Below are 23,790 nucleotides of genomic sequence, written 5' to 3'. Positions count from 1 at the left end.
TTTTTTTTTTTTTTTGGTGGGAATCGGACAATGTTATCTGCTGAATAATTTCAAAGAAGGATTCCTTGGAAAGAAATAATGTCGGTTTGATTTAGGATTTGACAATAATTTATTTTTACAAAACCCCAACTCTACATTACAATGGAAAAATGCAATTGACCACCGGACAAATTTTATGAGGCATAGAATTGTGTTACGTGTAATGTGAAGTGGGGTTTTTACGGATGAAAAAAGGTCTTGGATATGCCATTATTGCCTATATTGCTTGGGGTTTACTACCTGTTTATTGGAAGTTGTTTGGCTCGTTGAATGCGGGTGAAATCTTGTCGCACCGCGTCATCTGGTCCTTCGTATTTATGAACATTCTCATCTTAGCTGGCAAAGGGAAATGGCAGCAATTCCGCAGCCTGATGACCAATCGCAGGACATTGCTCCTCGTGGGGACAAGCAGTCTGCTGATCAGTACCAATTGGTTGATCTTCATCTGGGCCGTCAACAACGGACACGTGATCGAGACGAGTCTCGGCTACTATATCACGCCACTTTTTAATATCATGCTGGCTGTTCTGTTCCTGCGTGAAAAACCAACGGGCCGACAATGGCTCGCTGTCGCTTTGGCAGGGGTTGGTGTCTTAATCGCCACCATCGATTACGGCCGATTCCCGTGGGTATCGCTTTCGTTAGCCTGTTCCTTCGGGTTGTATAGCTTAGTCAAAAAGCGAGTGACTTACGATGCCTCAACGGGCCTCGCGGGTGAAACCGCGGTGGTCTTTCCAATTGCTGCAGCGTATGTCATTTACTTAACGGCCACCCATCAGGATGCGGCTTGGTCACTACCGCCAACGACCCTGATTATGCTGCTTCTAGCAGGCGCAGCCACGGCAATGCCGTTGCTTTGGTTCGCCAAAGCCGCAACCCAACTGCCGCTTTCCATGCTGGGCTTCATTCAGTATATCGGCCCGTCGATCACGCTGGTACTTAGCATTTTCGTGTTCAAAGAAGATTTCTCGCCAGTGCTGCTGGTCAGCTTCGCGTTTATCTGGAGCGCGCTGGTCGTATACGCAATGGCGTCGATGCGGGTTGCGAGGTTGGCGAAAGAGGAAGCTTCGCTTACTTGAGAGATGATTCCGCGAATAGCCGGAAAACGTGCAGTTAATTCTCCGGTATTTCATCGGAATTGGCTATTAACTGGAAAACCTCCAGTTAATTTTGCCGTTTTGAACCCAACTGTCGAAATTGTGCTGAATTAACGGGATGAAATCCAGTTATCTCTATAAAGTAAACTTTTTTCTGGGAAAATAACTGGAGGAAATCCATTTATTTTCCCAGCATGCCCATTTTGCATAGAAGCCCGTTCGAGAAATATGTCTCGAACGGGCTTTTTCAATTGGAAATAGGTCGCGCAACAAAAACGACTGATTGTAAATTAATATTTCGCAATTAAAATTTACTTTGATTTATTAGCTTCGAAATAAAATTTCTTATTCTGTGAAAAAATTTCATAAACATTTTACAGACATATCTTGTAATTTCGCCTAAATATCCGTATGATGAATGTAATTTTGCACAAGAAATTCTATGGTGAGTAGGGGACAGATATGTCAATAAATGATAATATTTTAATCAAAATTCGCGATATGAAAGACAGCCTAACTCCCGTAGAGAAGCTGGTGGCTGAGTATATACTCGACAATGTCGACGAGATTCCACATCTCTCCATTAAGAGTCTTGCTCAATTAACCAAAACGAGTGATGCCTCCGTACTTCGCTTTTGCAAAACATTGGGATATAAGGGATACCGCAACTTTATTGTGAGTATTTCCGCGTCACTGGGGTCGATGGATGAAGAACACAAGGACCAATACACCGATATCCAGCCTGGAGATGATCTCCCTACCATTATTTCCAATATCTCGCATAATAATAGTAAATCCATTGAGGACACCCTGAGTGTCATTGATCGAAATGAAATCGCCCGCGCGGTTAAAGTGCTACGTGAAAGCAACCGCATTGTATTCTTCGGTATCGGTGCTTCTGGCTTGGTCGGAATGGACGCAGAGCAGAAATTTTCAAGAATTAACAAGATGTGCCACACGTATACGGATGGACATAGTCAACTGACCGCAGCTACGCTGCTAGGGAAAGGCGACGTCGCGATCTTCATATCGAATTCGGGCAGCACAATTGAAATTCTGGATACGCTCGAAATCGCCAAGAAGAACGGTGCGACGATCATCGCCATTACCAAATATAACAAAAGCGCCTTAGCGGATAACGCGAATATCGTGCTTAGCATTTCAACACCAGAGATCACGATTCGAAGTGGTGCTATGGGCTCGCGGATCGCGATGCTAACGGTGATTGATATTCTTTTTGCAGGCGTAGCGAGCAGTGAATATAAGAATGTGAAGAAGTATTTGGCCAAAACACACGACATTATTGCTAACAGTAAGCATAGAAAATAAGCGAAGAGAAACACTAAAGGCGTCCTGAAAAGGCGTCTTTTTTTGTCAAAATTTAAGAAATAAAAAATCAGTTATTTATTTTAAAATAAAATAAAATTTCAAAAAGTATTGACCATACCGAAATATTTCGTTAATATAAAACCAGACAGAGAAGTAAAGCAGGCAGGAGGACAGCTATGGATGAGTATCTATCGGGTTTAACTACGGAAGAGATTAATGAGAAGACACAGACGATTGATGAATGTACAACAGAACAAATGCTACAGATGATGAATGAACAAGATGCTTCAGTTCCAGCAGCAGTCGCAGCTGAAATACCGCAGATTGTGAAAGCGGTTGACATTTTGCATGGAGTTCTCAGAAACGGTGGCAGAATGTTCTACGTAGGAGCTGGTTCTTCTGGCAGACTCGGTGTGCTTGATGCATCTGAATGTCCTCCAACCTTTGGCATTGATCCAATGTTGGTGCAAGGTCATATCGCCGGTGGTGATGGGGCACTGCGAACAGCAGTGGAAGGCTTTGAAGACAACGCTGAGGAGGGGGTCGCCCTCATTGAACGATGCGGAGTAACAGATAAGGATGCGGTAATTGGGATCACAGCCAGCGGAAGTGCACAATTCGTTATTGCTTGCTTAAAGAAAGCGAAGGAAATTGGTGCTGCTACGATCGGTGTCGTGAATAACCGAAATTCCAAATTGGTACCTGTTACGGATGTTTGCATCGCGCCAGTGGTTGGGCCGGAAGTGATTATGGGATCGACTCGCCTGAAGGCGGGTACAGCACAGAAGCTGGTTCTTAACATGTTGACAACCGGAACAATGGTGAAGCTTGGTAAGACGTATAACAATCTCATGGTTGACATGAAGGCTAGTAACATCAAGTTGTACGATCGCTCTGTTCGCATTATTCGGATAGCGACTGGGGTGGATGAATCCACGGCGATTACCCATTTAGAGAAAGCGTCCATGAACTGCAAACTTGCCATTATGATGATTAAAACCGGCATGGATGTGAAAGAAGCAGAAGCAGGATTAGCACAGTGTGAGGGTAGTTTGAAGCGTGCCATACGTACATTTGTTCAAGTTAGTTGAGGAAATTTGCTAAGAAGCAAAAGCGGAGAGACTTTGAGTTAACTTGAAGTCCCCTAAATTAGGAGGGTATTTTATGAAAAGAAAAATGCACGTTGTAGCATCTGTTCTTGCTGTAACCCTATCGTTAACCTCATTAGTAGCATGTGGTAAAGCTGGCGACTCGACTAGCACGACGTCACCATCCGCTTCAGCAGCAACAGGTGGAGCTTCAACTGCCAAGGATACGATTACGGCATTGCTTCCACCGGTTTCACCGAACTACCAAAAGAATTTTGAGCAAATGTCCAAAGATTTCACAGCACTTTATCCGAATCTGACATTGAAGATCGAACAAGCTAGCTGGGAAGATGTGAAACAAAAGCTGGATACACAAGTGAATGCAGGAAGCCCGCCGGATATTGCTTTTGGAGGTTCTGACGGTATTCCGAAATACATCGAACAAGGCTTGTTGATGGATATTTCAGATACAGCAACACCTGATATGATCAACGACTACGATAAAGCTCCTCTTGAATATATGAAGAATGGCAAAGGCTTGTACGGCTTCCCAGCTTATATGGAAGTTCATGCACTTGGCGGTAACAAAGCATTCTTAGAGAAGGCAGGCATCGACTGGAAAAAAGTACAGACAAATGGCTGGACTTACGATGAATTCCGTGATGCGATCAAAAAAGGCGTTGTAACGGAAAATGGTAAAACAAGATATGGGTTCGTTTTCGCAGTAAAAGGTGTAGCCGCGGTAGATTACCTCGGTATTATGGCCAAAAATGCGGGCATGCCGAATGCTTTCAATAAAGATTTGAAATATGCGTATACTAGCAAAAACTACCTTGGCTTGCTGAAAGATCTTCGTCAATTGATCGATGATGGCTCCATGCCAAAAGAGTTGAGTTCCGTGGATGCGGGTAAACGTTGGAATATGTTCCTAACGGGTCAAACGATGATCACAGGTAAAGGTCTTGCTACATTCGAGAACTCTGCTAAAACGAATAACGCTAAGATTACTGCTAATGATGGCAGTGCAGTGAAAGACAGCATTCCAGTTGATTACATCGTATTGCCGGCTCCAACGTTCCAAGGTGCTAAGCCTTCTGCTTCTACAGTTGTTGATGGTTACATGGCGTTCCGTGGTAAAAAGGAACCAACTGCAGAACACAAAGCGAATGTCGTGAAAGCAGCTTACTTCCTAGCTAGCGGCAAAGTTGCAGCAACAACGAACAATGATTTGTTCGCAGCAAACATCACGCAAAGTGGTAAAAAAGAAGCAGCAAACATGAAGATTGACAGAAATCCTGACAACGTTCTAGCTGTGGAAAATATGCTTAAAAACGCAACGCCAGCTCGCTCTGACATCCCATCAGACCTGTCTGCAAAAGCGATTAAGTTAGAAACAGAAGTTATCGTTCCTAAGTTCCAAGGTCTAATTGCTGGTGAAGTTACGCCAGAAGCGATGTACGAAGCTGTGAAAACAGCTGCGATTGCTGCCTTTGGCGCTGACGGCGTAGTGAAAGACTAAGAATACTGTGACAACCTCAGATAGTCGGGCTGCAAATTGCCCGACTATCTGAACTATTTAAGCAAGACTTTGAAACGGGGTTTGATCGTATGCCATTCATTGCGAAGTTGATGAAACGAAAAGGAATTAAGGGTGAGGGAACTTGGGGGTATATTTTCATTGCCGTTGCCTTAGTCATGTTTGCCATGTTCACCGCATACCCGGTTGTCAGTGCGTTCATCATTAGTTTGCAAAAATACAAACCACTGGGTTCGACGTATGTCGGTCTCGATAATTATGTGAGTTCCATCAAAGACGGTATTTTCTGGCAAGCTATGCGCAATACCGTTGTCTATACGATATGTACGGTTCCTGTTAACTTGTTTATTTCTATGGCCATTGCCGTACTGATTTTACCGCTTAGAAAGAAAACACAGTCCTTTTTTAAAGGCATTTACTATTTACCTGTTGTAGCATCTGGTGTAGCTTTGTCTGTCGTATGGCTTTGGATCTTTGATCCCTTAGAAGGCGGAATATTGAATCAACTTATTCATTTCTTCGGCTTTGAGAATCAGAACTGGCTGGGTTCTAGCAAAACAGCGATGTTTTCATTAGTACTCATGTCATGGATGTCCAGTCATGGCACCAGCATTATCATCTATCTAGCAGGATTACTAGGAATCGATGAGACCTACTATGAAGCGGCGGAGATGGATGGCGCCAATTTCTTGAAAAAACTTTGGTACATTGTCGTTCCTAGCTTGAAACCAGCTACACTATTCTTGCTTGTGACCGGTGTAATTGGTTCCTTCCAAGTGTTCCAAAATGCTTACCTGATGACAGGTGGCGGGCCTAACAATGCAACGACGATGGTTGGCTTACTCATTTTCAATAATGCGTTTACGTATTTCGAATTTGGCAAAGCTGCGGCGCAATCACTGATTTTAGCCGTCATTATAGGAGGCATATCGGTTATCCAATTTAAATATGCAGGTAAAGACGTCGAGTACTAAGAAGGAGGGATAACATATGGCTTTATATAGCAATCACGCAGGCAATCCCAAAGTTAAAACGATTCGCAACTCTATCATATTTATCGCCCTTCTTCTTTTTGCTCTGGCGACGATATTTCCGATTTATTTCATGGTTATTTCTGCACTTGGAGATCCAGTCGAAGCTGGAGCGGTCAGTTATTCAATTTTTCCGTCAAAGGTTTCGTTCGCTTCCTTCAAATTCTTCTTTGACTACAGTGAATACTCCTATCGGTGGTTATTGAATTCACTTATCGTGGCTGCGACAGTGACGGTCTCGAATGTTATTTTCGCAAGCATGGCTGGTTATGCATTTGCAAAGCTTCGCTTTAAAGGAAGAGGTGTACTGTTCGGGATTTTGCTCATGTCGATGATGATCCCATATCAAGTTACACAAGTTCCGTTATACATTCTAGTTGTCAATGTGTTTAATCTGCAAGATACCTACACGGCGTTAATTATGCCAGGCCTTGTTACGGTATATAACATTTTCTTGGCTAAGCAATTCATGAGTAGTATCCCGAACGAAATTATGGAAAGTGCCAAAATCGAAGGATGCAGCCAGTTCCAAATCTATACTCGCATTATTCTGCCTTTATCGAAAACGGTTTTAGCTGTTATGGCGATTCTGACCTTTATGGACAGCTGGAATACATTTTTCTGGCCGCTTCTTGTCACCAATACAATGAAGATGCAAACAATTCAGCTTGGACTCAAAAACTTCCGTTTCGCGAATACAACCTTTATCGCTCCGATGATGGCGGGAGCGACGATCTCGGCATTGCCTATGTTTATACTGTTCTTTAGCTTACAAAGGTACTTCTTAGAAGGAGTAACTGTTGGAGCGGTGAAGGGATAGGACCAGAGCTAAGGGAGGTCGCGGCACTATGCTAGTAACCTGGGATGATAAATATCGGCAGGATGTCATTTCTTTATGGAATGAAGAAGCCGTGAAGGATGGCTATAAAGAGCTTTCGGACATAAGCTTTGAACACATCTTTGTTAAGAATCCATACTTTGATCCAAATTGTACCTTCGTTCTTCTTGCAGATGATCAGGTTATTGGTTTTGCCTGCGGGTGTACGGGGGAAGATCTCCCCCTTGGCAAGGAAGCTGGGTATATCACATGCATCGTGGTAGCGAACGATTTTGCAACGGATGACAACTATTTCATGTTGTTAACTGCTTTGGAAGACAGGTTTAAAGGATTGGGTAAAAAGCAAGGGGATCTCCTCTTTTTCAATCCGATGTTACTGCCATGGTATATCCCAGATTCGCCGAAGCATGAGCACAACAATGCACCAGGTGTACCTGTAGAGAGCAAGTTATACACGTTTTTGCTGGGGGCAGGCTATATCGAACGCGCCCAGCAATGTGCAATGTATCTCCCTTTGTCAGGATTCACGATACCGGATGAAATCCGTGTAAAAGAAGCGAAAGCGAGCGCCCAAGGGTATACGATCGAGATGTTCGACCCGGGTAAGCACGCTGGCGTGGAACAGATGCTGGAGGGTCTCGGAAATCCGTTATGGCAAAAGGAAATAGGTCATGCTGCGGCAACTGGCGTTCCAGTTGTCCTGGCTGCCTATCAAGGCAAGGCTGTTGGATTTGCAGGACCTGTCATTCGCCAAGCGAACGGCCGCGGCTATTTTGCCGGCATTGGTGTGCTTCCTGATCATGAAGGTCATGGTCTGGGCAGTATTTTGTTTTTTAAGCTATGCGAAGCATTTCGGGAGATTGGGACCGATTACATGTCGCTCTACACAGGCATGTCGAACCCCGCTATCCGTATCTATGAACGAGCAGGTTTTCAAACGGTGAAACATTTTGCTGTCATGAGAAGGGAGTTTGCATAATGAGCGAAACAAAAATGACCATTCTAGCTATCGGAGGTCACGTAGGCGATGCGGAATTAACAGCAGGCGGCGTACTGGCCCATCACGCTCTGAAGGGTGACCGAATTGTAACTTTAGCGTTAACTGCAGGGGAACGCGGTGTTCCAGCAGGACAAGACATGAAGGAATACCGTGTGCAAAAAGTAAACGAAGCCAAAACATTTGCCGAAATGTTAGGCGGAGAATCCATCGTCTTTGACATTCCGGACGGTGAGCTGCAAGATAACGAGGAAATGCGCTATCGGGTATGCGATGTCATTCGCGACGTGCGTCCGAACGTGATCATCACGCATTTTAAGAACAGCATGCATAAGGATCATATGACGACTCATCTGATTGTGAACGACGCGCGCTTTTTCGCGGGACTTTCATCGTTTGAGAGAGAGAAACCAGCTCACTTTGCTTCGAAGCTTTACTATGCCGAGAACTGGGAGGATGCGGTCGACTATCGTCCTTACGTCTACGTCGATTTCCCTAAAGAGGCGTTTGATTTATGGGTGAAGGCTGTATCGACACATTGGTTCGTAACGGGCAGCAAATCTTTTCAATACTTGGAATATTACAAGCATCTGATGCGTGTACGCGGCCTTGAAGCGAGAAAAGAATATGCGCAGACGTTCATGGTGCCGGAAGAAACAATGCGAATTCGCCAATCGGAATTATAAATTTTACTTATAAAATTAAAAAATACCAAATGACTGTGACGAGACGAGGAGCTTGTCGCAGTCATTTTTTCAAATCAAGGCGGGTTTGGGGAGGCAGCGATGATCTTAAATGGTATCGATTGTATAGAACAGTATGCTCACTTGTTCGCAGGTAAACGGGTAGGATTAATTACAGCACCAACCGGATTAAATAAGGATTGGGTATCGACCATACAAATCTTTCATGAGAAGTTCAACCTGGTGGCACTGTTTTCACCGGAGCACGGCGTTCGTGGGGACCTTGCAGCAGGTGCGCTGGTCGACACCTATTTGGATCCATTGACGGGGATTCCCGTCTATAGCTTGTACCGGAGGGATTCTAAACGTCTGACACAGGAGATGCTGGATGAGGTCGACATCATCGTCTACGATATCCAAGACGTAGGAACTCGTTATTATACATTCCTTTATACGATGCTTTATGCGTTGGAAGATTGTGCGCAGGCTGGCAAAGAATTTGTCGTTCTGGATCGTATCAATCCGCTCGACGGTGTAACGGTAGAAGGCAATGTGCTCAAAAGCGGCTTCGAATCCTTCGTAGGCAATTATCCGCTTAGTGTCCGCTACGGATTGACGCCAGGAGAAGTTGCTATGATGGCGAACGATGAGAAGCAATGGCATGGGAAATTGCATGTTGTACGCTGTGAAGGTTGGGAGCGAAATATGCTATTCCCAGAAACGGGACGTCCATGGATTATGCCATCCATCGGTATACCTCGATTTGAGACAGCACTACTGTATCCCGGTACTTGTATTATAGAAGGAACGAACTTGTCAGAAGGCAGAGGAACGACAGTTCCATTCGAGATTGTCGGCGCGCCGTTCATTGATGCGCAGCAATTAGCGAATGACATGAATGCGAAGGAGCTGCCTGGCGTCGTGTTCCGTCCTGTTTACTTTAAGCCTTCATTTTCCAAATTTCAGGGAGAACAATGTGCAGGGGTACAAATTCATGTACTGGACAACCGTGCGGTTCGTCCCATCGATGTTGGCGTTACGCTGATGTTCACGATTCAAGAGAGATACGAACAGTTCTCTTTTTTACCCCCCTTCAAAGAGGGTTCAAGACCATTCATTGATTTGCTTGGCGGCGGCAGCCACTATCGTGAGAATCACGTTGATATTCCGGCTATGCTGGAACAATTCCGTGAGGAGAGCCGTGAATTTGCTCGAAGAAAACAGCAATACCATCTGTATTAGAGGGCATCAGGGGGTGACGGTCATAGATGAAGAGATACGCAGTAGGGCTAGATGGCGGAGGAACGAAGACAGCTGTAACCATCGTTGATGAGAGCGGCAACGTTGTTCATACGTTTACATCAGGGGCCATTAATTATAATGGACAGGACGAGGCGAGTGTTGGGGCCAGTTTAGCAGAGATCTTTCGTACGATTGCTTCTGTATGTGGGGGACTGGATCAGTGCGCGCAAGTATGCATCGGGGCTGCTGGCATCAGTAATCCCACGGTCACGACCCGTTTGGAATCCAGCGTGCGGGCATGTGGCTATACGGGAGGACTATTCATAACCGGTGACCAAGAGACCGCGCTTTGCGGTGCACATAACAGTGAAATTGGGATGATTCTGATTGCGGGAACGGGTTCGATTGGTTATGGCAAAAATGAAGCTGGCGAAACGCACCGTACTGGCGGTTACGGTTACCTTATCGATGATGAAGGCAGTGGCTACAGTATTGGACGGGATTTACTGTCTGCTGTTGTGCGGGCTCATGATGGACGTTTACCTGCGACAGTAATCACGAGCATGGTGCTTGATCAATTAGAGATGACGTCCATTCAACAAGTTATCGGGTTCGTCTATGATAAGCAGACCAATAAAAAGGATATCGCTGCTTTGGCACCGATTCTGACTGCGGCTTGCGAGCTTGGGGATAGAGCAGCCTTGCTGATAGCCGAAAGAAGCGCACGTGAACTGCTCGAATTGATTGTACCAATTGCAGAAAAATTATCGCTGCAAAACGGAAGTCTGGCTATGGCTGGAAGCGTGCTGTTGAAGAACGGTTTTGTGCAAACGGCATTTATCGATTTGTTAAAAGAACGTTATCCGGCTATGTCCTGTATAACACCTAAGAGAGACGCAGCAAGTGGTGCCGCGCTTATGGCGCTAAACCGCATGCAAGCATGAAGTGACGAGGGATGGGATCAATGATGAGAGAGATACAGATGATGTCGCTTCAAGAGAAGATCGGACAGATGATTCTATGTGGATTTGAGGGTACGGAACCTTCTGAATCTCTGGAAGCGCTAATCGCGGAACACCGCATCGGTGGTGTTATTTATTTTGCACGGAATGTACAGAATACCCAGCAGGTTGCTGAGTTATCCGGACGTCTTCAAGCTATTGCGGAACGTAATGGGACAGTGCCGCTCTGGATTTCTATCGATCAAGAAGGTGGGATGGTAGCCCGCATTACCGAAGGGGTTGCCCTCATGCCGGGATCGATGGCGCTGGCTGCCGGCCATGCTGGTCCACAAGGAGCTTATGAAGCGTCCTTTATTTCGGGTAAGGAGCTGCGCTCGCTCGGCATCAATATGAATTTTGCACCGGATCTGGATGTGAACAACAATCCGGATAATCCGGTTATTGGTGTTCGTTCGTTTGGCGAGTCGCCTGAGCTAGTCGCTCAGTACGGCAGTCAAGCTGTACGTGGCTTCCAAGATGCGAACGTCGTGGCTACTGCGAAGCACTTTCCTGGTCATGGGGACACGAATACGGACTCCCATCTGGATTTGCCAACGATTACACATGATGAAGAGCGGATTCGCGCGGTTGAGCTTGTACCTTTCGTAGAAGCCATTCAAAACGGTGTGGATGCGATTATGTCATCCCATATATATTTCCCAGCTTTGGAGCCAAGCAAGCTGCCTGTTACCCTTTCCAAGGCTGTTCTCACCGGCTTGCTTCGGGAGGAGCTTGGCTATGATGGCGTCATCATGACCGATTGCATGGAGATGAACGCCATTTCGGAGCACTACGGTACGGTTGCCGCGGCTGTCATGGCAGTTGAGGCGGGCGCTGATCTTGTGCTCATCAGCCACCGCCGCGACCTTCAGGTCGGAGCGATGGCAGCGATCGAGCAAGCTGTGCGCGAAGGGCGCATCACCGAAGCGCAAATCGACGCTTCGGTCCGCCGCTTGCTTGCGCTGAAAGCGCGGCGCGGCGTACTCGCGGAGCAGCCTAGTGCAACAGCTGCGCTTGAGGTTGGGACCGCGGCGCATTGCGCGGTCGCCGAGCGACTCAGCGAAGCGAGCATTACGCTCGTCAAGGACGAGCGGCAGTTGCTGCCGCTGCCGCGCGTGCGGACGCTAGCGGTCACGGTGGCCGCAGCCGTTTCGTCGGGCGTCGACGAAGCGTACGCGGGTGTCGCAAGCCTGGGCGCTGCGCTGGCCGAGCACGGCTTGGACGTGATCGATCGCGTGCTGCCGCTTGCGGAAGTGAACGAGCTCCGCGCAACGGTGCTTGCGGATGCGGCGGCTGCGGAGCAGATCGTCATCGGGACGTACAACGCCCGATTCCATCCGGCGCAGGTCGCGCTGGTACGCGATCTGCAAGCACTCGGTAAGCCAGTGATCGTTGTTGCGCTGCGAGTGCCTTACGACTTGCTGGAGTTTCCAGGCGTATCGACGTTCATCGCGGCTTACGAAAGTCGACCGTTGGCGCTGCATAGTACAGCACGCGCTTTACTCGGAATGGTGACGCCGCAAGGCCGTTTGCCGGTAGCACTTGGTGCTAACTATCCAGCGGGTTGGCGATGGGAGAACGGACAATAATATTCCGCTCAATGGAGGGGCTCAGCTATCGTGTCACATATAGATATCGCGAAGATAAGCTTTTTCATCGAAAAGGAAATAGATGCAGGACATCTTCCTGGTGCGGTTCTTTCTATCGCTCATCAAGGAAAAGAACTGCTGAGGCGTGCTTATGGGAATCGCGTGATGTATCCAGAAGCTGCCCCGATGAGCTTAAATACGGTTTTTGATTTGGCTTCATTGACCAAAGTTGTTGCAACGCTGCCAGCGGTGCTGCAATTGATGGATCAAGGCAATCTTTCGTTGGCAGATCCGATCGGGGTCTTTTTACCACAATTTCGCTCCCTAGAGGGTGAACCGGGTGAACCTATCCGGATCATACATTTGCTCACACATTCCTCAGGGCTCAGGGCAGATATTCCGGGGATAAGAGGGCTGTTGCATCTATCTCGGGAAGAGTTGATGGAGCTAATTTTGAACGAACGACCACTCCATCCTCCGGGGACTAAGGTCGTGTATAGTGACATTGGCATGATTTTGCTCTACCTGATCATTGAAACTGTGACGGGTGAAGCGTTCGATTCTTATGTCAAAAGGCAAATATATGACCCCCTGGAGATGACGGATACTGGTTTTTGTCCGACCTACGAGGACACGCGCTATGCGGTTACTGAGTTTGCGGAACATCTTCAAGCGTACAAGTCAGGCGTCGTTCACGATGAAAAAGCGGAGCTCATGCATGGCATAAGCGGCCATGCTGGCCTGTTCTCTACGGTTCCCGATCTGGCGAATTATGTGCAAATGATTCGGCAGAAAGGCGTCTATAAGGGACGTAGAATCCTTTCCAAGGCGGCCATCGAGCTATCTTATCGTAATTTTACGAGGTATGACCACGAAGCTCGAGGGCTCGGCTGGCAGCTAAGAAATCCAAGCAGCTTCTGGTTCGGCGGCGACTATGTATCCGAATCATCATTTGGGCATACGGGGTTTACAGGTACTAGTCTTTTGTTCGATCCTGAGCGGGATTTGCAGATCATATTGCTTACCAATCGCGTTCATTTCGGAAGAGCGGAGCATATCTTGCACATTCGGCCGAGGCTGCACAATCTCATTCTTTCGCAATTAGACTAGTTTTGGAGGTTTTTCGAATGAATTATGTCCCCTTAAAAGAAGATCGGCTAACCGAGCTATGCCTGCTGTGGAACCGAGAGCTTGGTGAACACTTCCCGATGCAAGAACAACTGCTCAAGCAAAACAGCTTTGCCGACGTCAACGTTTTAAAGAGCGGTTCATGGGTTGCTGTTGATGAGGTATCTGGGAAAGCAGTCGGATTTATCGTTGCCAAGCTGTGGCAGGAACATCGGGATCTCGTATTGGGAGCTGGTGCTGGCTGGATTCAGGTTCTGTTGGTCGATCGGAATTTGCGTGGACTGGGCATTGGAAGTGAGCTGTTAAAGCGGGCTGAAACGGCACTAATGGAGCATGGGGTTCAGAAAATCCTGATCGGCCGTGATCCGTGGCACTATTTCCCAGGAGTTCCAAATGAGTATCCGGAAGTACGTACATGGCTCGAGTCTAAGGGCTATAAAGACGATAATCGGGTAGAAAATGATCTTCTTGCGATTTATGACGATACGTCAGTGTACGAATTGCCTAAACACGAAGGGGTTTCGTTTCGGCTGTTGGAGAGCGATGAGAAGGATGAGCTGCTTGCTTTTTTCCGGCGCTGTTTCCCAGGACGATGGGAATATGAAGCGATTCGGTATTTTGAGCTCGGAGGGACGGGACGAGAATTCGTGGTAATCGAAACGGATGGCCACATTGTTGGCTTTTGCCGGATTAACGACAGTTCATCACCCATCATTGCTCAGAACGTGTATTGGTCACCGTTATTTGAAGATGAGCTAGGGGGGATTGGGCCTCTAGGTGTCGACTCCGCATACCAAGGCAGAGGGTTTGGACTGGCCGTAGTTCAAGCAGGTGTTCACTTCCTTAGGGAACGCCAAATTCGGCAGATCGTCATCGATTGGACAACCCTTGTAGCTTTCTACGAAAAGCTGAATTATCGCGTGTGGAAAGCCTATGATTCGTATTCGAAGGTAGTGGAAACCACCTAACGTATAAAGAATGAGCCTCCCATATGGGAGGCTCACTCGGTTAGGATGCGCCGAAAAGCCGGCTTCTCTTATTTCAATCGCTCAATGGCATCTTCATAGATCGCATAATTGTGGGTTGTAGACGCTTCTTGGATATCAGCGAAGTAGAAGTCGGTTACCGGTACGTCACTCCATGTGGATTGCGTCATCGGTTGGAACTTTCCTCTTCCCAGCATGCGATTGATCATGACGACGAATTCTTTACGAACAATCTTTTGATTCGGAAGGAAAGTGCCATCCCCGTATCCATCGATAATGTTCGCTTTTTTCACAGCATTGATGGCGCTGCTAGCCCAGTAATCCAATGTATCGCTGAAAAGTGGCTCTTCCACAGGTGCTAGCTTCTTAAATCTTGCGATGATGGCTGCCACTTCTCCGCGTGTAATCGGAGATTCTGGAAGGAAAGAGCTATCTGTAACACCAAGCATTAATCCGCTTGCTCGCACGCTCTCAATGTATTCTTTGGCCCAGTGACTGCTGGATACATCGTTGAAGCTGTTTGCATCACTTGCATTTAGCACAAGCTGGTAGTTATTCGTAATTCTTGCGAAAACAGCCGCAACTTCAGCACGTGTAATATTGCGATCCGGACCAAATGTCCCATCTGGATATCCTGCGATGTAGTTGTTATGCGTACCTTTTTCTTTGGCGATCGGCTCCATCGTGAAATCGTAGCTCTCGATCGCTTGTCCAATATGGATCACACCGTTTTCGATGTAACTATCTTTACCAGCATCTTTATTGGCGCCAGTTGTTCTGCTGTCAAAATCCGTGTATCCCTCTTTCGTTGCACGTACGTAGTAATCTCCGTTCGGGAATACCATCCAGCCGTATTCGCCTTTGGCGTTACTGTCTTGCGGGTCCTTATTCTGATTCGGAGCAAAATCAGGCAAAATCGGTAATACAACGAGCCCATCAATGGTTCTGCCCTTGGAACGATTCAATGCTGTGTCCGCCCAGTGAAGCGTCGCATGCGCGCCTGCAATGGCTTTGCCTGTGACAGCATCTGTAATGATACCGTATGGATCGATCAATTCGGATTCGATTTGAGCATTACCGCTTGCATCAACAGTCAATGTGGCTGGTCTACCTGCAAGTTTCTCACCTGTTGGTGCAACAACGCTCAAGACCATTTGATATTGACCAGCTGGCACGTTCGGTAATGTAAAAGTTCCATCCGCTTTAATTGCAATTTCCGGCAAATTAAGGGCTGTACCTTCTTTTGTGAACAACTGTGCGGACATCGGTAATTTCGATTCGCCTAGCTGCGTAACAGGAACATTGGCAACGTTGCCGCCTTGCTCTGTTACGATGACTTTCACGGTTTTAGGCGTTTCTGGTGCGGCTTGTGGTGCTGCGTCGCGAATGATTTGAACTTCGTATTGTGAGTCGGAACAGGAGTGAATAGGTCCCTCTACGTTACTTACAACTGAGAATCTTGGAGCGGTGACACATACCGTTGTTAAACTAGACGACAAAGTTACCTGATGCGTTGCAGTAATATTTCCACTTACAGGCAGACTCCAGTCCTCTTGTTGTGAAAAAGTGTCTAGATTTACGACTGCAAACTTAGCACGCATAAGTGGTAGAGGGGCTGTGCCTGTGTAAACGTTCTGAGATACATTAACACTTAATGTGTTGTATGGAACGTGAACCGTGTATTGTTTGGTGTTGATATTGAATGACGAAGGCGATTTGGCGAAAATATTCTGTTGTGAATCCTTCACATCAATTCCTGTAAAGGACGCAGTCGAGAAGGTTTTGATATCGCCATAGACCGCCGGACCTACAGCTACATCTCCATCAAATTCTTGTGCATAAGCGCGATAATAGTAGGTAGTGCCAGGAGTTAGATCGTCAATAAAAGAGTTAATATCATTATTGTACCAAAACCCGTCCGGGTTTCTACTTTCTGACATATCTTCATGTGGAGACACTTGAAATTTCACTTTTGTGGATTCATGATCAAATCCAGTTGCATATCCTTTTAAAGTTGCATTTGTAAATGTATTTATTTGAATAGTCTGTGTTTCCACGGTGGGAGCGTCACGAATAATCTGTATTTCGTATGGATAATTGTCACATGAATTAATTGTTGGTGATTGGCCAGCCGGGCCTCCGAATATTGGATTTTTAACACATACCGTTGTTAAACTAGATACCAAAGCTGGCGTCAGGTCTACGCTATATGTCGCAGATGTAACCCGATCGATAGGTGTCGTCCAAGTCTTCGTCAGTGAAGGACTTCCTACTTTTGCAAACTCCAAAGGTAGAAACACATAGGCAGTGCCTAAGTTAACGGATTCAGACACCTTAACACTGTTTGTATTAAAAGGAACATGCACAGAGTACACGTTTTGGGTGTTGCTGGACGTCACTAGATTTTTGGCGTAAGGAATTCCACTTAAATCCGTTACATCAATTCCTTGAATAGCTGCAGTTGTAAAGGAATTGATAGTGCTAGTGTACCTTGTGACTCCCTCTTGTGCATATGCGTAAAAATAGTAGGTAGTTCCTGGGGTCAAGCTAGATAAATGAGCATATCTCTGGGTAGAGGTGCTCTGACCTTCAACCTCAACCGGTTGACTATCTGACATATCTTCAAGTTTACCTAGCATAATTCCGAATGTTGCTTCTAAAGAAATTGAATTTGTGTTTACTACTAAAGTTGCGGCTGAATCTGTATTTTCACTAACAAAAACTCCAGGTGTTAGAGAAGTAGCTCCAGCATGCCCGCTGTACATTGGTAAATTTGCCAATAGCATAATGGCTATCATTGCTAATTGGATTACCAGTTTTTTTGATCGATGTTTCATTTCATCCATCCTCTCGATGTAGTAGCTATTAAAAGCGCTATATAAAGTATAGCAGATGGATGGGTCTTTTGTCCTATTAAAATGATATATTTCGACAGTAACTTACAAATGATAACCTAATGCTTCACATTCTTAATTAATCCATAAGCAACGGCCATCTCATAAGCATTAAGACTTCCCAGCCCGGATGTTTGCGTAAAGGAATTTTCGCTTTTTGTAGTCCCGGCCTGATCGGCGTTAGCCACTTGGTTGAATGCTGCGGATTTCATCATGCTGTAAAGCTGCTGGTGAATATCGCCTAAGCCCTTGTGCAAGCCGCCGACAATCGTGGCGAAAATGCCAGCTATGTAAGGGGAGGCAACGCTAGTCCCTACAATCGGGCCCCATTCTCCTTTACCCGTAGTGGGACTCGTGACATAGAACAAAAGTCCGCCATGCTCGGCAGTCAATGTATCACTTGTCTTTACAACAGATGGTCCGACAATATCGGGAATGACGCGGTATTTTTTACTTTCCTCTGCTAGTTTGGCAGAAGCTGATGCTGCTGATTGATATTTAGGCAACGGATAAGCCATGGTCCAGCCTCGTACTGAATCAGGCCAGTCGCTTTCTGTTATGCGATTTAATTGCGGGTCGGCCGTCACAATTGTTCCTCCTACTGCTACAACATTCGGCAGATGGGCAGGAGCCAACGGATTCGCAAGTTCAAGACTGCGGCCATAATCCCCAGTAGCTGCAAATACAGTTATGCCGCGTTTGCTCATTTCTTCAATGATTTGAAAGCAACGCGCGTCTTCCTGTGGGTTTTGCATTTTAGCCCAAGAGATCGTGACGATTTGATCTTTCCCCTCATCCAATATTTTTTGGAATATGACAGAGAAGGGCAAGCCCTCAGGAGCAGAATAAACATTGATAAGGGCATCCGGTGCTGCTGCATGTACCATGTTAATATCAAGTGTTACTTCTTTAACGCCATCGATCGCTGGTCCCTTGTGAACGGCACCGCCAAAAAGAGGTATGACATTGATAGTCGCCTTTGGTAAATGAAAACGCTCCGAGAAAACTTGAATATCGGATGGTTCAAACGTATCAAATACAATGATCGCTACGCTGGCGCCTTTACCTGTGAAGCCTTTGGCGTGCACATCTGTGACATGATAATAGTCATTCAGCATTTCTATGGGATTGGTATATACCTTATTGGAAGGCTTATCGCTCGCCAGAGGTGGAAGTGTCGTAGAAATGGAATTCGACTTGCGTAGTTGCACAGCTCCAATAAACAGGATCAGACATAATGTGCAAAATAGAATAATGAATATGCGAATTGACCGTTTGCGTTCTATTTAAATCGCCTCCTGTACACCATATTAGTATCTGGTGACTTGCAGAGGCAAGAATTTGTTTTCGTGAATGGTCCATGTTAAAAGTAAAATAACCTAAATACCGAGGAGATGAATCGTCATGCTTCGAACACTTCTGAATCAAACCTCACTGACCATAGCTGGCATTATGTCCGGTACTTCACTTGACGGCATCGATGTCGCTATCGTCCGTATGGAGGGTAGCGGTTTGGATACGAGCATCAAGCTGCTCCACTTTGAGAGCTTTTCTTATGAAGCTGAAATTCGTGAGAAGCTCAAGTTGTTATGCACGATCGAAAACTCGGATGTTGCTCAAGTTTGCGGCATGAACTTCGCCATTGCTGAGCGCTTCGCTGATGCGGTCAGTCAAACCGCTGCAGCTGCCCATATGAGCATGGCAGAGATTGATCTCATCGCCTCGCATGGTCAGACGATTTGGCACATCCCGGTAGCTGATGAGAGGAATCCATATCTGCCTAAATCGACATTGCAAATCGGTGATTTGTCCGTCATTGCCAAACGAACAGGCAGACCTGTCGTCGGGGATTTCAGGACAGCGGACATCGCTGTTGGCGGGCAAGGCGCGCCGCTAGTTCCGTACGGTGACTATCTCCTTTTCAAACACGCGAGCAAAGGTCGGATCCTCCAAAACATAGGCGGAATAGGCAACTGCACAGCTATACCTGCCCCTGCTGGAGGGATGATTGCTTTTGACACGGGGCCGGGGAACATGATCATGGATCAAGTCGTCTATGAGTTATCTGAGGGACGTATGTCGTACGATGCCAATGGAGATTGGGCTGCCAAAGGCAAGGTGCATCAGGAATTGCTAGAGGACATGCTTGCACACCCATACTTCCAAGAACTCCCTCCCAAAACGACAGGACGCGAGATATTCGGAAAAGCTTATGTTGCTTCATGGCTGGCATCTGCTGTGGAGCGAGGTCTTCCGCAGGAGGATATCGTTGCGACGGCGACAGCTTTTACCGCGCATAGCATCGCTCGAGGGTATAAGGATTTTATTTTTCCACAATGTGATATTGCGGAAGTGATTGTAAGTGGTGGCGGAGCTCATAACCGCACGCTGCTTAACATGCTTGGTGCGCTGCTGCCAGAGCAGACCATTCTCACGTCAGACGAGCTAGGCATATCTGCTGATGCCAAGGAAGCGATGCTGTTTGCCTTATTAGGCAATGCCTTTATCCAAGGCGAACCGAACAACGTTCCTGCAGCCACGGGAGCGGATAGACAGACGATCATGGGGAAATTAGCTTTACCATAAGATTAAGGAGACCGGAGCCATGGGAAGAACAGATGGTATTTCGGTCTTTAATTTTATATAGGAGAAATCTCTCATTTTTTGTTACAATGTGTCTAACTTACTAGAGTTTGAAAAGGAGAGTTATATGCATGCCGCCTATCCTAAAAAGTGTTCTTAAAATAATCGTTGTTCTTATCTTGATTGTTATGGCGTTTAAGGTGAATTGGCTAGTGGGGGTAGCTGCAATCGTGGTGATCCTCGGTTATTTTGTTTATGTGAGTCGGTCTGCCTTGTATGCTCAGAGGGGCAATCTAGCCTATATGAAAGGCGATCGTGAACAAGCCTTGATTTTGATGGAGAAAGCCTACCGTTCCAAACCTATTTTGCCAAAACATCAGGTTGGTTATGGTTATCTGTTGATGAGAATGGGTGATCTTAGCAAGGCCGAACAGATGTTCGAAGAGGTCCTGCATACAACGAATGCTGCGGATATGCGCATGCAGGCAAGGCTCAATGTAGCTACGGTATATTGGCTGCAGAACAAGCGGGACGAGTCTTACAGCATTTTGCAGGAATTAGCGCAGGAGGTCAAGAACACACTGGTTTATGGGAATTTTGGTTATTTTCAAATATTGCATGGCGATTTGGAAGCAGCACTTGCCTATAATCTCGAGGCTTATGCCTATAATGACACCGATCTGACCATTATGGATAACGTAGCGCAAAACTACTATATGCTCGGTCGCCTGAATGAAGCAGATGAGATGTACACCAAGGTCATTGCCAAAACGCCTAAACACGCAGAATCCTATTATTTCTATGCACAAACGCTGCATAAACTCGGCCGCACGCAAGCCGCTCGGGAGCAGCTGGCAACGGCGCTGGAGAAGGAGCTTGCGCTTGTTACTCCTTTGACTAAGGCAGATATTGAACTATTTGCAAGTCAATTAGATAACGAGGCGGGTAGTGGAGTGCAGGGGGAGTAGGGGAAAAAGAAGCCCGTTCGAGTGATTGAGCTCGAATGGGCTTTGTGGTTCGGAGATAGTCGGGTATTCCGGCTAACTTGTGGGAATAGGGCTCATTTCTTTGAGAGATAGTCGGTTATTCCGGCTAACTTGTGGGAATAGGGCTCATTTCTTTGAGAGATAGTCGGGTATTCCGGCTAACTTGTGGGAATAGGGCTCATTTCTTTGAGAGATAGTCGGTTATTCCGGTTAACTTGTGGGAAAGGGGCTCATTTCTTAGTGAGATAGTCGGTTATTCCGGCTAACTTTTGGGAAAGAGTCTCTTTCCTTTGTGAGATAGTCGATAAATTCGACTTAGAGCTAGGAATGCGGCGCTTGTGTATGCAGCAAGTCGATAAATTCGACTTAGAGCTCGGAAAGCGGTGCTTGAGCAAGCAGTAAGTTCGATAAATTCGACTTAGAGCTAGGAAATGCGGCGCTTGAGCATGCAGCAAGTCGATAAATTCGACTTAGAGCTCGGGAAGTGGCGCTTGAGCATGCAGCAAGTCGATAATGTCGACTTAGAGCTCGAGAAGCGGTGCTTGAGCATTCACTAAGTCGATTTTATCGACTTATGGCTCGAGAAGTGCACATGCCTTCATCGTTTATTTAGTAGAGCTCACCTGCAGCAGATGAGCTTCTTTTGCTTTCGTGAAATGGGTGAAGGTGAACAGATAATCACCCTTATAGTAGCTGTTCGTGTAGGCGCCAGCTCCGGCGCCTACTTCAAGCTCCAAGACGCTGTAGCCAGCATCATTCGGCTCGCTGCGCTTCTTGAAGGTCTCGATGCCTGGCTGCAGCAGCGCCAAAGGCTTCGAGCCCCAAATGCTCAAGGACGTCACAACGGCCTCCTTCGGGTTGGCCTTCGATGGCTCTACCAGCAGCGACAGCTGGTAGGCCGGGTAGTTCATCAGCAGCTTCACGCTTGCTGATGCCGCCCCCCCAGCCGCGCCTGCGTCGGCGGCTGGCACTGCACCGCCGCCGGCACCAGCGGCCGGCGCCACACCGGAGGCGCTCACCGCCGCCTCCTGGCCCGCGAGCACGACGCTGTCATCCTGCAGCGTCACCTCGGCCGGTTTGCCCAGCAAGTCTTCGACTTTCTTGCTGGACAAACCGATGAACCCCTGCAGGCTGACCGCGCCGCCTGCCCAGAAGCTCCGCAGCAGCGGCGCGCCGTCCGCGTCGAACAACGTGCCAAGGCCGTCATAGACGCCGGCCTTGAAATCGCCCTTGTAGACGAGTTTACCCAACTCGTCATACGCTTCCCCGGCGCCAGTCAGGGCGCCGCTCAGGTAAGTGCCTTTGAAGCGCGGCACGCCTTTCTCATCAAAAGCGGTACCTTCCCCGCCATACAGGCCTACCTGGAATTGCCCTTTATATTTAAGTATGCCGTTCGGATAATACTCGGTGCCTTCTCCGGCATAGCTGCCATTCTTAAAGCCGCCTTCGTAGAGGAGCATCCCCTTCGCATCAAAAAGCTTCCCTGCCCCATTATACAAACTAGCCGAGAATTCGCCTTCGTATTGGGTAATGCCGCCAGAAGAGAATAGCTTCCCAGCTCCATTGTACATGCCCCCTGTGAAAGCTCCTTCATACAGCAGATCGCCGTTAGGCAAAAACAATTTACCGACACCGCCAAATTGACCATTCAAAAATTCGCCTGTATAAATGATTTTTTGCTTCTCATCATATTGCGTACCTGCACCGTTATACACATCGTTGGTGAAAGCACCTTTGTACACGAGATGTCCCTGCTCATCATAGAGTGAGCCGGACCCGGTTTTCTGTCCCTTTTCAAAATCACCTTCATAATTAAGAACGCCGCTGTCATAGAACAGCTTCCCTTTACCCGAGTAGAGACCATCGACAAGATCGCCAACATAGCGGGCGTGAGCATCCTTTTTGGGAGCAACGACTTTACCACTCCCTGAGAATCCTGTTAGCTTTTGTGTGTTTTCTTGAAGTACAGGAACGCGGTGCAGCCACTTGTTCACGATGGCAGGCGGACGGACGAAGATGAAGAAGAGCACAACAAGAATGAATAACGTGATGAAGAGAAGGAGTCTCTTGGAGATGTAATAAGAGCCGATCAAGACATAGTGCTTTAAGGAGGATTCGCGCGTTTGCAGCATAACCCGCATGATTTGTTGAAATTTACTGATAGCTAGTTTCGGCAGCCGTCCCGCCGTTGCGATGGCCTTCATGATTTGACCGATGAAAGGGGCAACGACAGGCTTTAGTATTTTTTCAATCGTTTTGATCGGCTGGATCTCCAATGCGCTCACTCCTTAATTGAATCAGTTTACATAAGGTTAAGGGACCTGAATCGTCATCTGTCCCGGTTGTTGAATGGAAATGGCTCCGCCCCAGTTGCACAAGCATTTGGAGCTATTATTTAACGCGGGCATGTTCGCGACTAGTACAGTTGGAGACCCTGGCGCCCAAGGGGCAGCCGTCACAGGGATACAAGGCATCGGTGTCAGCACGCCCAAAGCAGCAGCGGTTGCCGCAGCAACCATCGGATTGGACGGTGAATTGCACATTCCGAAAGGAAGTATATTTACCATAGGTTTATTGTCCATAATATTGGCGATCGGCATGGCAGTCATGACCATGTTCGCTGGAAGTACCATCAAGGTGCCAGGTGCCGCACCGAATGTGCACTGCAGCATCGCGCCTCCGCAAACGAGATTTCCCATGTTGGAAACTCCCTTCTAATTAAATCCGAGCAATTCTCGGCAT

Annotated in this window: 19 protein-coding genes; 15 read left to right on the top strand and 4 right to left on the bottom strand. The window is 47.1% G+C overall.

Annotated elements, in window-relative coordinates:
- Nucleotides 1-224: 224 nt before the first annotated feature.
- The 13 genes from rarD (at nt 225) to A8709_RS30115 (ending at nt 14,567) form a co-directional block, all read left to right on the top strand.
- Complete coding sequence (gene rarD, locus A8709_RS30175) at nt 225-1,118, top strand: EamA family transporter RarD (RefSeq protein ID WP_065858225.1); 894 nt, start codon at nt 225-227, stop codon at nt 1,116-1,118.
- A 480-nt stretch (nt 1,119-1,598) separates the two neighbouring features.
- A complete protein-coding gene (locus A8709_RS30170) occupies nt 1,599-2,465 on the top strand; it encodes a MurR/RpiR family transcriptional regulator (RefSeq protein WP_065858223.1) in 867 nt (288 codons plus the stop codon).
- Nucleotides 2,466-2,641: 176 nt separating this feature from the next.
- Entirely contained in the window at nt 2,642-3,556 is a 915-nt protein-coding gene (gene murQ / locus A8709_RS30165) for an N-acetylmuramic acid 6-phosphate etherase (RefSeq protein ID WP_065858221.1), read from the top strand.
- 73 nt (nt 3,557-3,629) lie between these two features.
- Complete coding sequence (locus A8709_RS30160) at nt 3,630-5,072, top strand: ABC transporter substrate-binding protein (RefSeq protein WP_065858219.1); 1,443 nt, start codon at nt 3,630-3,632, stop codon at nt 5,070-5,072.
- Nucleotides 5,073-5,182: 110 nt separating this feature from the next.
- On the top strand, nt 5,183-6,064 hold the full coding sequence (locus A8709_RS30155) for a carbohydrate ABC transporter permease (protein WP_425262358.1): 882 nt from the start codon (nt 5,183-5,185) through the stop codon (nt 6,062-6,064).
- A 16-nt stretch (nt 6,065-6,080) separates the two neighbouring features.
- On the top strand, nt 6,081-6,941 hold the full coding sequence (locus tag A8709_RS30150) for a carbohydrate ABC transporter permease (protein WP_065858215.1): 861 nt from the start codon (nt 6,081-6,083) through the stop codon (nt 6,939-6,941).
- Between the two features lie 28 nt (nt 6,942-6,969).
- Nucleotides 6,970-7,938 carry a GNAT family N-acetyltransferase gene (locus A8709_RS30145; protein WP_065858213.1) on the top strand — a complete coding sequence of 323 codons (969 nt, stop codon included), beginning with the start codon at nt 6,970-6,972 and terminating at the stop codon, nt 7,936-7,938.
- Nucleotides 7,938-8,642, top strand: a complete 705-nt coding sequence (locus tag A8709_RS30140) for a PIG-L deacetylase family protein (protein WP_065858211.1) — start codon at nt 7,938-7,940, stop codon at nt 8,640-8,642. Before A8709_RS30145 ends, A8709_RS30140 begins: the two co-directional genes overlap by 1 nt.
- A gap of 99 nt (nt 8,643-8,741) precedes the next feature.
- Nucleotides 8,742-9,881, top strand: a complete 1,140-nt coding sequence (locus tag A8709_RS30135) for an exo-beta-N-acetylmuramidase NamZ family protein (RefSeq protein ID WP_065858209.1) — start codon at nt 8,742-8,744, stop codon at nt 9,879-9,881.
- 26 nt (nt 9,882-9,907) lie between these two features.
- Nucleotides 9,908-10,825: an N-acetylglucosamine kinase gene (locus tag A8709_RS30130; RefSeq protein ID WP_065858207.1), complete on the top strand. Its 918-nt coding sequence runs from the start codon at nt 9,908-9,910 to the stop codon at nt 10,823-10,825.
- 23 nt (nt 10,826-10,848) lie between these two features.
- Entirely contained in the window at nt 10,849-12,471 is a 1,623-nt protein-coding gene (gene nagZ, locus A8709_RS30125) for a beta-N-acetylhexosaminidase (protein WP_065858764.1), read from the top strand.
- A gap of 30 nt (nt 12,472-12,501) precedes the next feature.
- Nucleotides 12,502-13,581: a serine hydrolase domain-containing protein gene (locus A8709_RS30120; protein ID WP_244163348.1), complete on the top strand. Its 1,080-nt coding sequence runs from the start codon at nt 12,502-12,504 to the stop codon at nt 13,579-13,581.
- Nucleotides 13,582-13,598: 17 nt separating this feature from the next.
- Nucleotides 13,599-14,567, top strand: coding sequence for a GNAT family N-acetyltransferase (locus A8709_RS30115; protein ID WP_065858205.1), 969 nt, complete (start codon nt 13,599-13,601; stop codon nt 14,565-14,567).
- Nucleotides 14,568-14,635: 68 nt separating this feature from the next.
- Here the strand turns inward: A8709_RS30115 and A8709_RS30110 are convergent, their stop codons facing one another.
- The gene (locus tag A8709_RS30110; RefSeq protein ID WP_065858203.1) at nt 14,636-17,422 is read right to left on the bottom strand and encodes an S-layer homology domain-containing protein; all 2,787 of its coding nucleotides are present in this window, start codon (nt 17,420-17,422) and stop codon (nt 14,636-14,638) included.
- Between the two features lie 116 nt (nt 17,423-17,538).
- Nucleotides 17,539-18,597, bottom strand: coding sequence for a S8 family serine peptidase (locus tag A8709_RS30105; RefSeq protein WP_167357210.1), 1,059 nt, complete (start codon nt 18,595-18,597; stop codon nt 17,539-17,541).
- A 286-nt stretch (nt 18,598-18,883) separates the two neighbouring features.
- Here A8709_RS30105 and A8709_RS30100 point away from each other — a divergent pair, with 286 nt between their 5' ends.
- The gene (locus tag A8709_RS30100; RefSeq protein ID WP_065858199.1) at nt 18,884-20,065 is read left to right on the top strand and encodes an anhydro-N-acetylmuramic acid kinase; all 1,182 of its coding nucleotides are present in this window, start codon (nt 18,884-18,886) and stop codon (nt 20,063-20,065) included.
- A gap of 128 nt (nt 20,066-20,193) precedes the next feature.
- Nucleotides 20,194-21,030 carry a tetratricopeptide repeat protein gene (locus A8709_RS30095; protein ID WP_065858197.1) on the top strand — a complete coding sequence of 279 codons (837 nt, stop codon included), beginning with the start codon at nt 20,194-20,196 and terminating at the stop codon, nt 21,028-21,030.
- Between the two features lie 623 nt (nt 21,031-21,653).
- On the opposite strand, the gene A8709_RS30090 is transcribed toward A8709_RS30095, so the two are convergent.
- Together A8709_RS30090 and A8709_RS30085 are read right to left on the bottom strand one after the other, a co-directional pair.
- Entirely contained in the window at nt 21,654-23,324 is a 1,671-nt protein-coding gene (locus A8709_RS30090; RefSeq protein WP_065858195.1) for a toxin-antitoxin system YwqK family antitoxin, read from the bottom strand.
- A 36-nt stretch (nt 23,325-23,360) separates the two neighbouring features.
- Nucleotides 23,361-23,747 (bottom strand): DUF4280 domain-containing protein, encoded by a 387-nt coding sequence (locus A8709_RS30085; protein WP_065858193.1) that lies wholly within the window; start codon nt 23,745-23,747, stop codon nt 23,361-23,363.
- Nucleotides 23,748-23,790: the final 43 nt, after the last annotated feature.

The sequence above is a fragment of the Paenibacillus pectinilyticus genome, from assembly GCF_001700435.1.
GTDB lineage: Bacteria > Bacillota > Bacilli > Paenibacillales > NBRC-103111 > Paenibacillus_E > Paenibacillus_E pectinilyticus.
The sequence above is the reverse complement of the archived record's forward strand: the minus strand, read 5'-3'. Positions and strand labels throughout refer to the sequence as shown.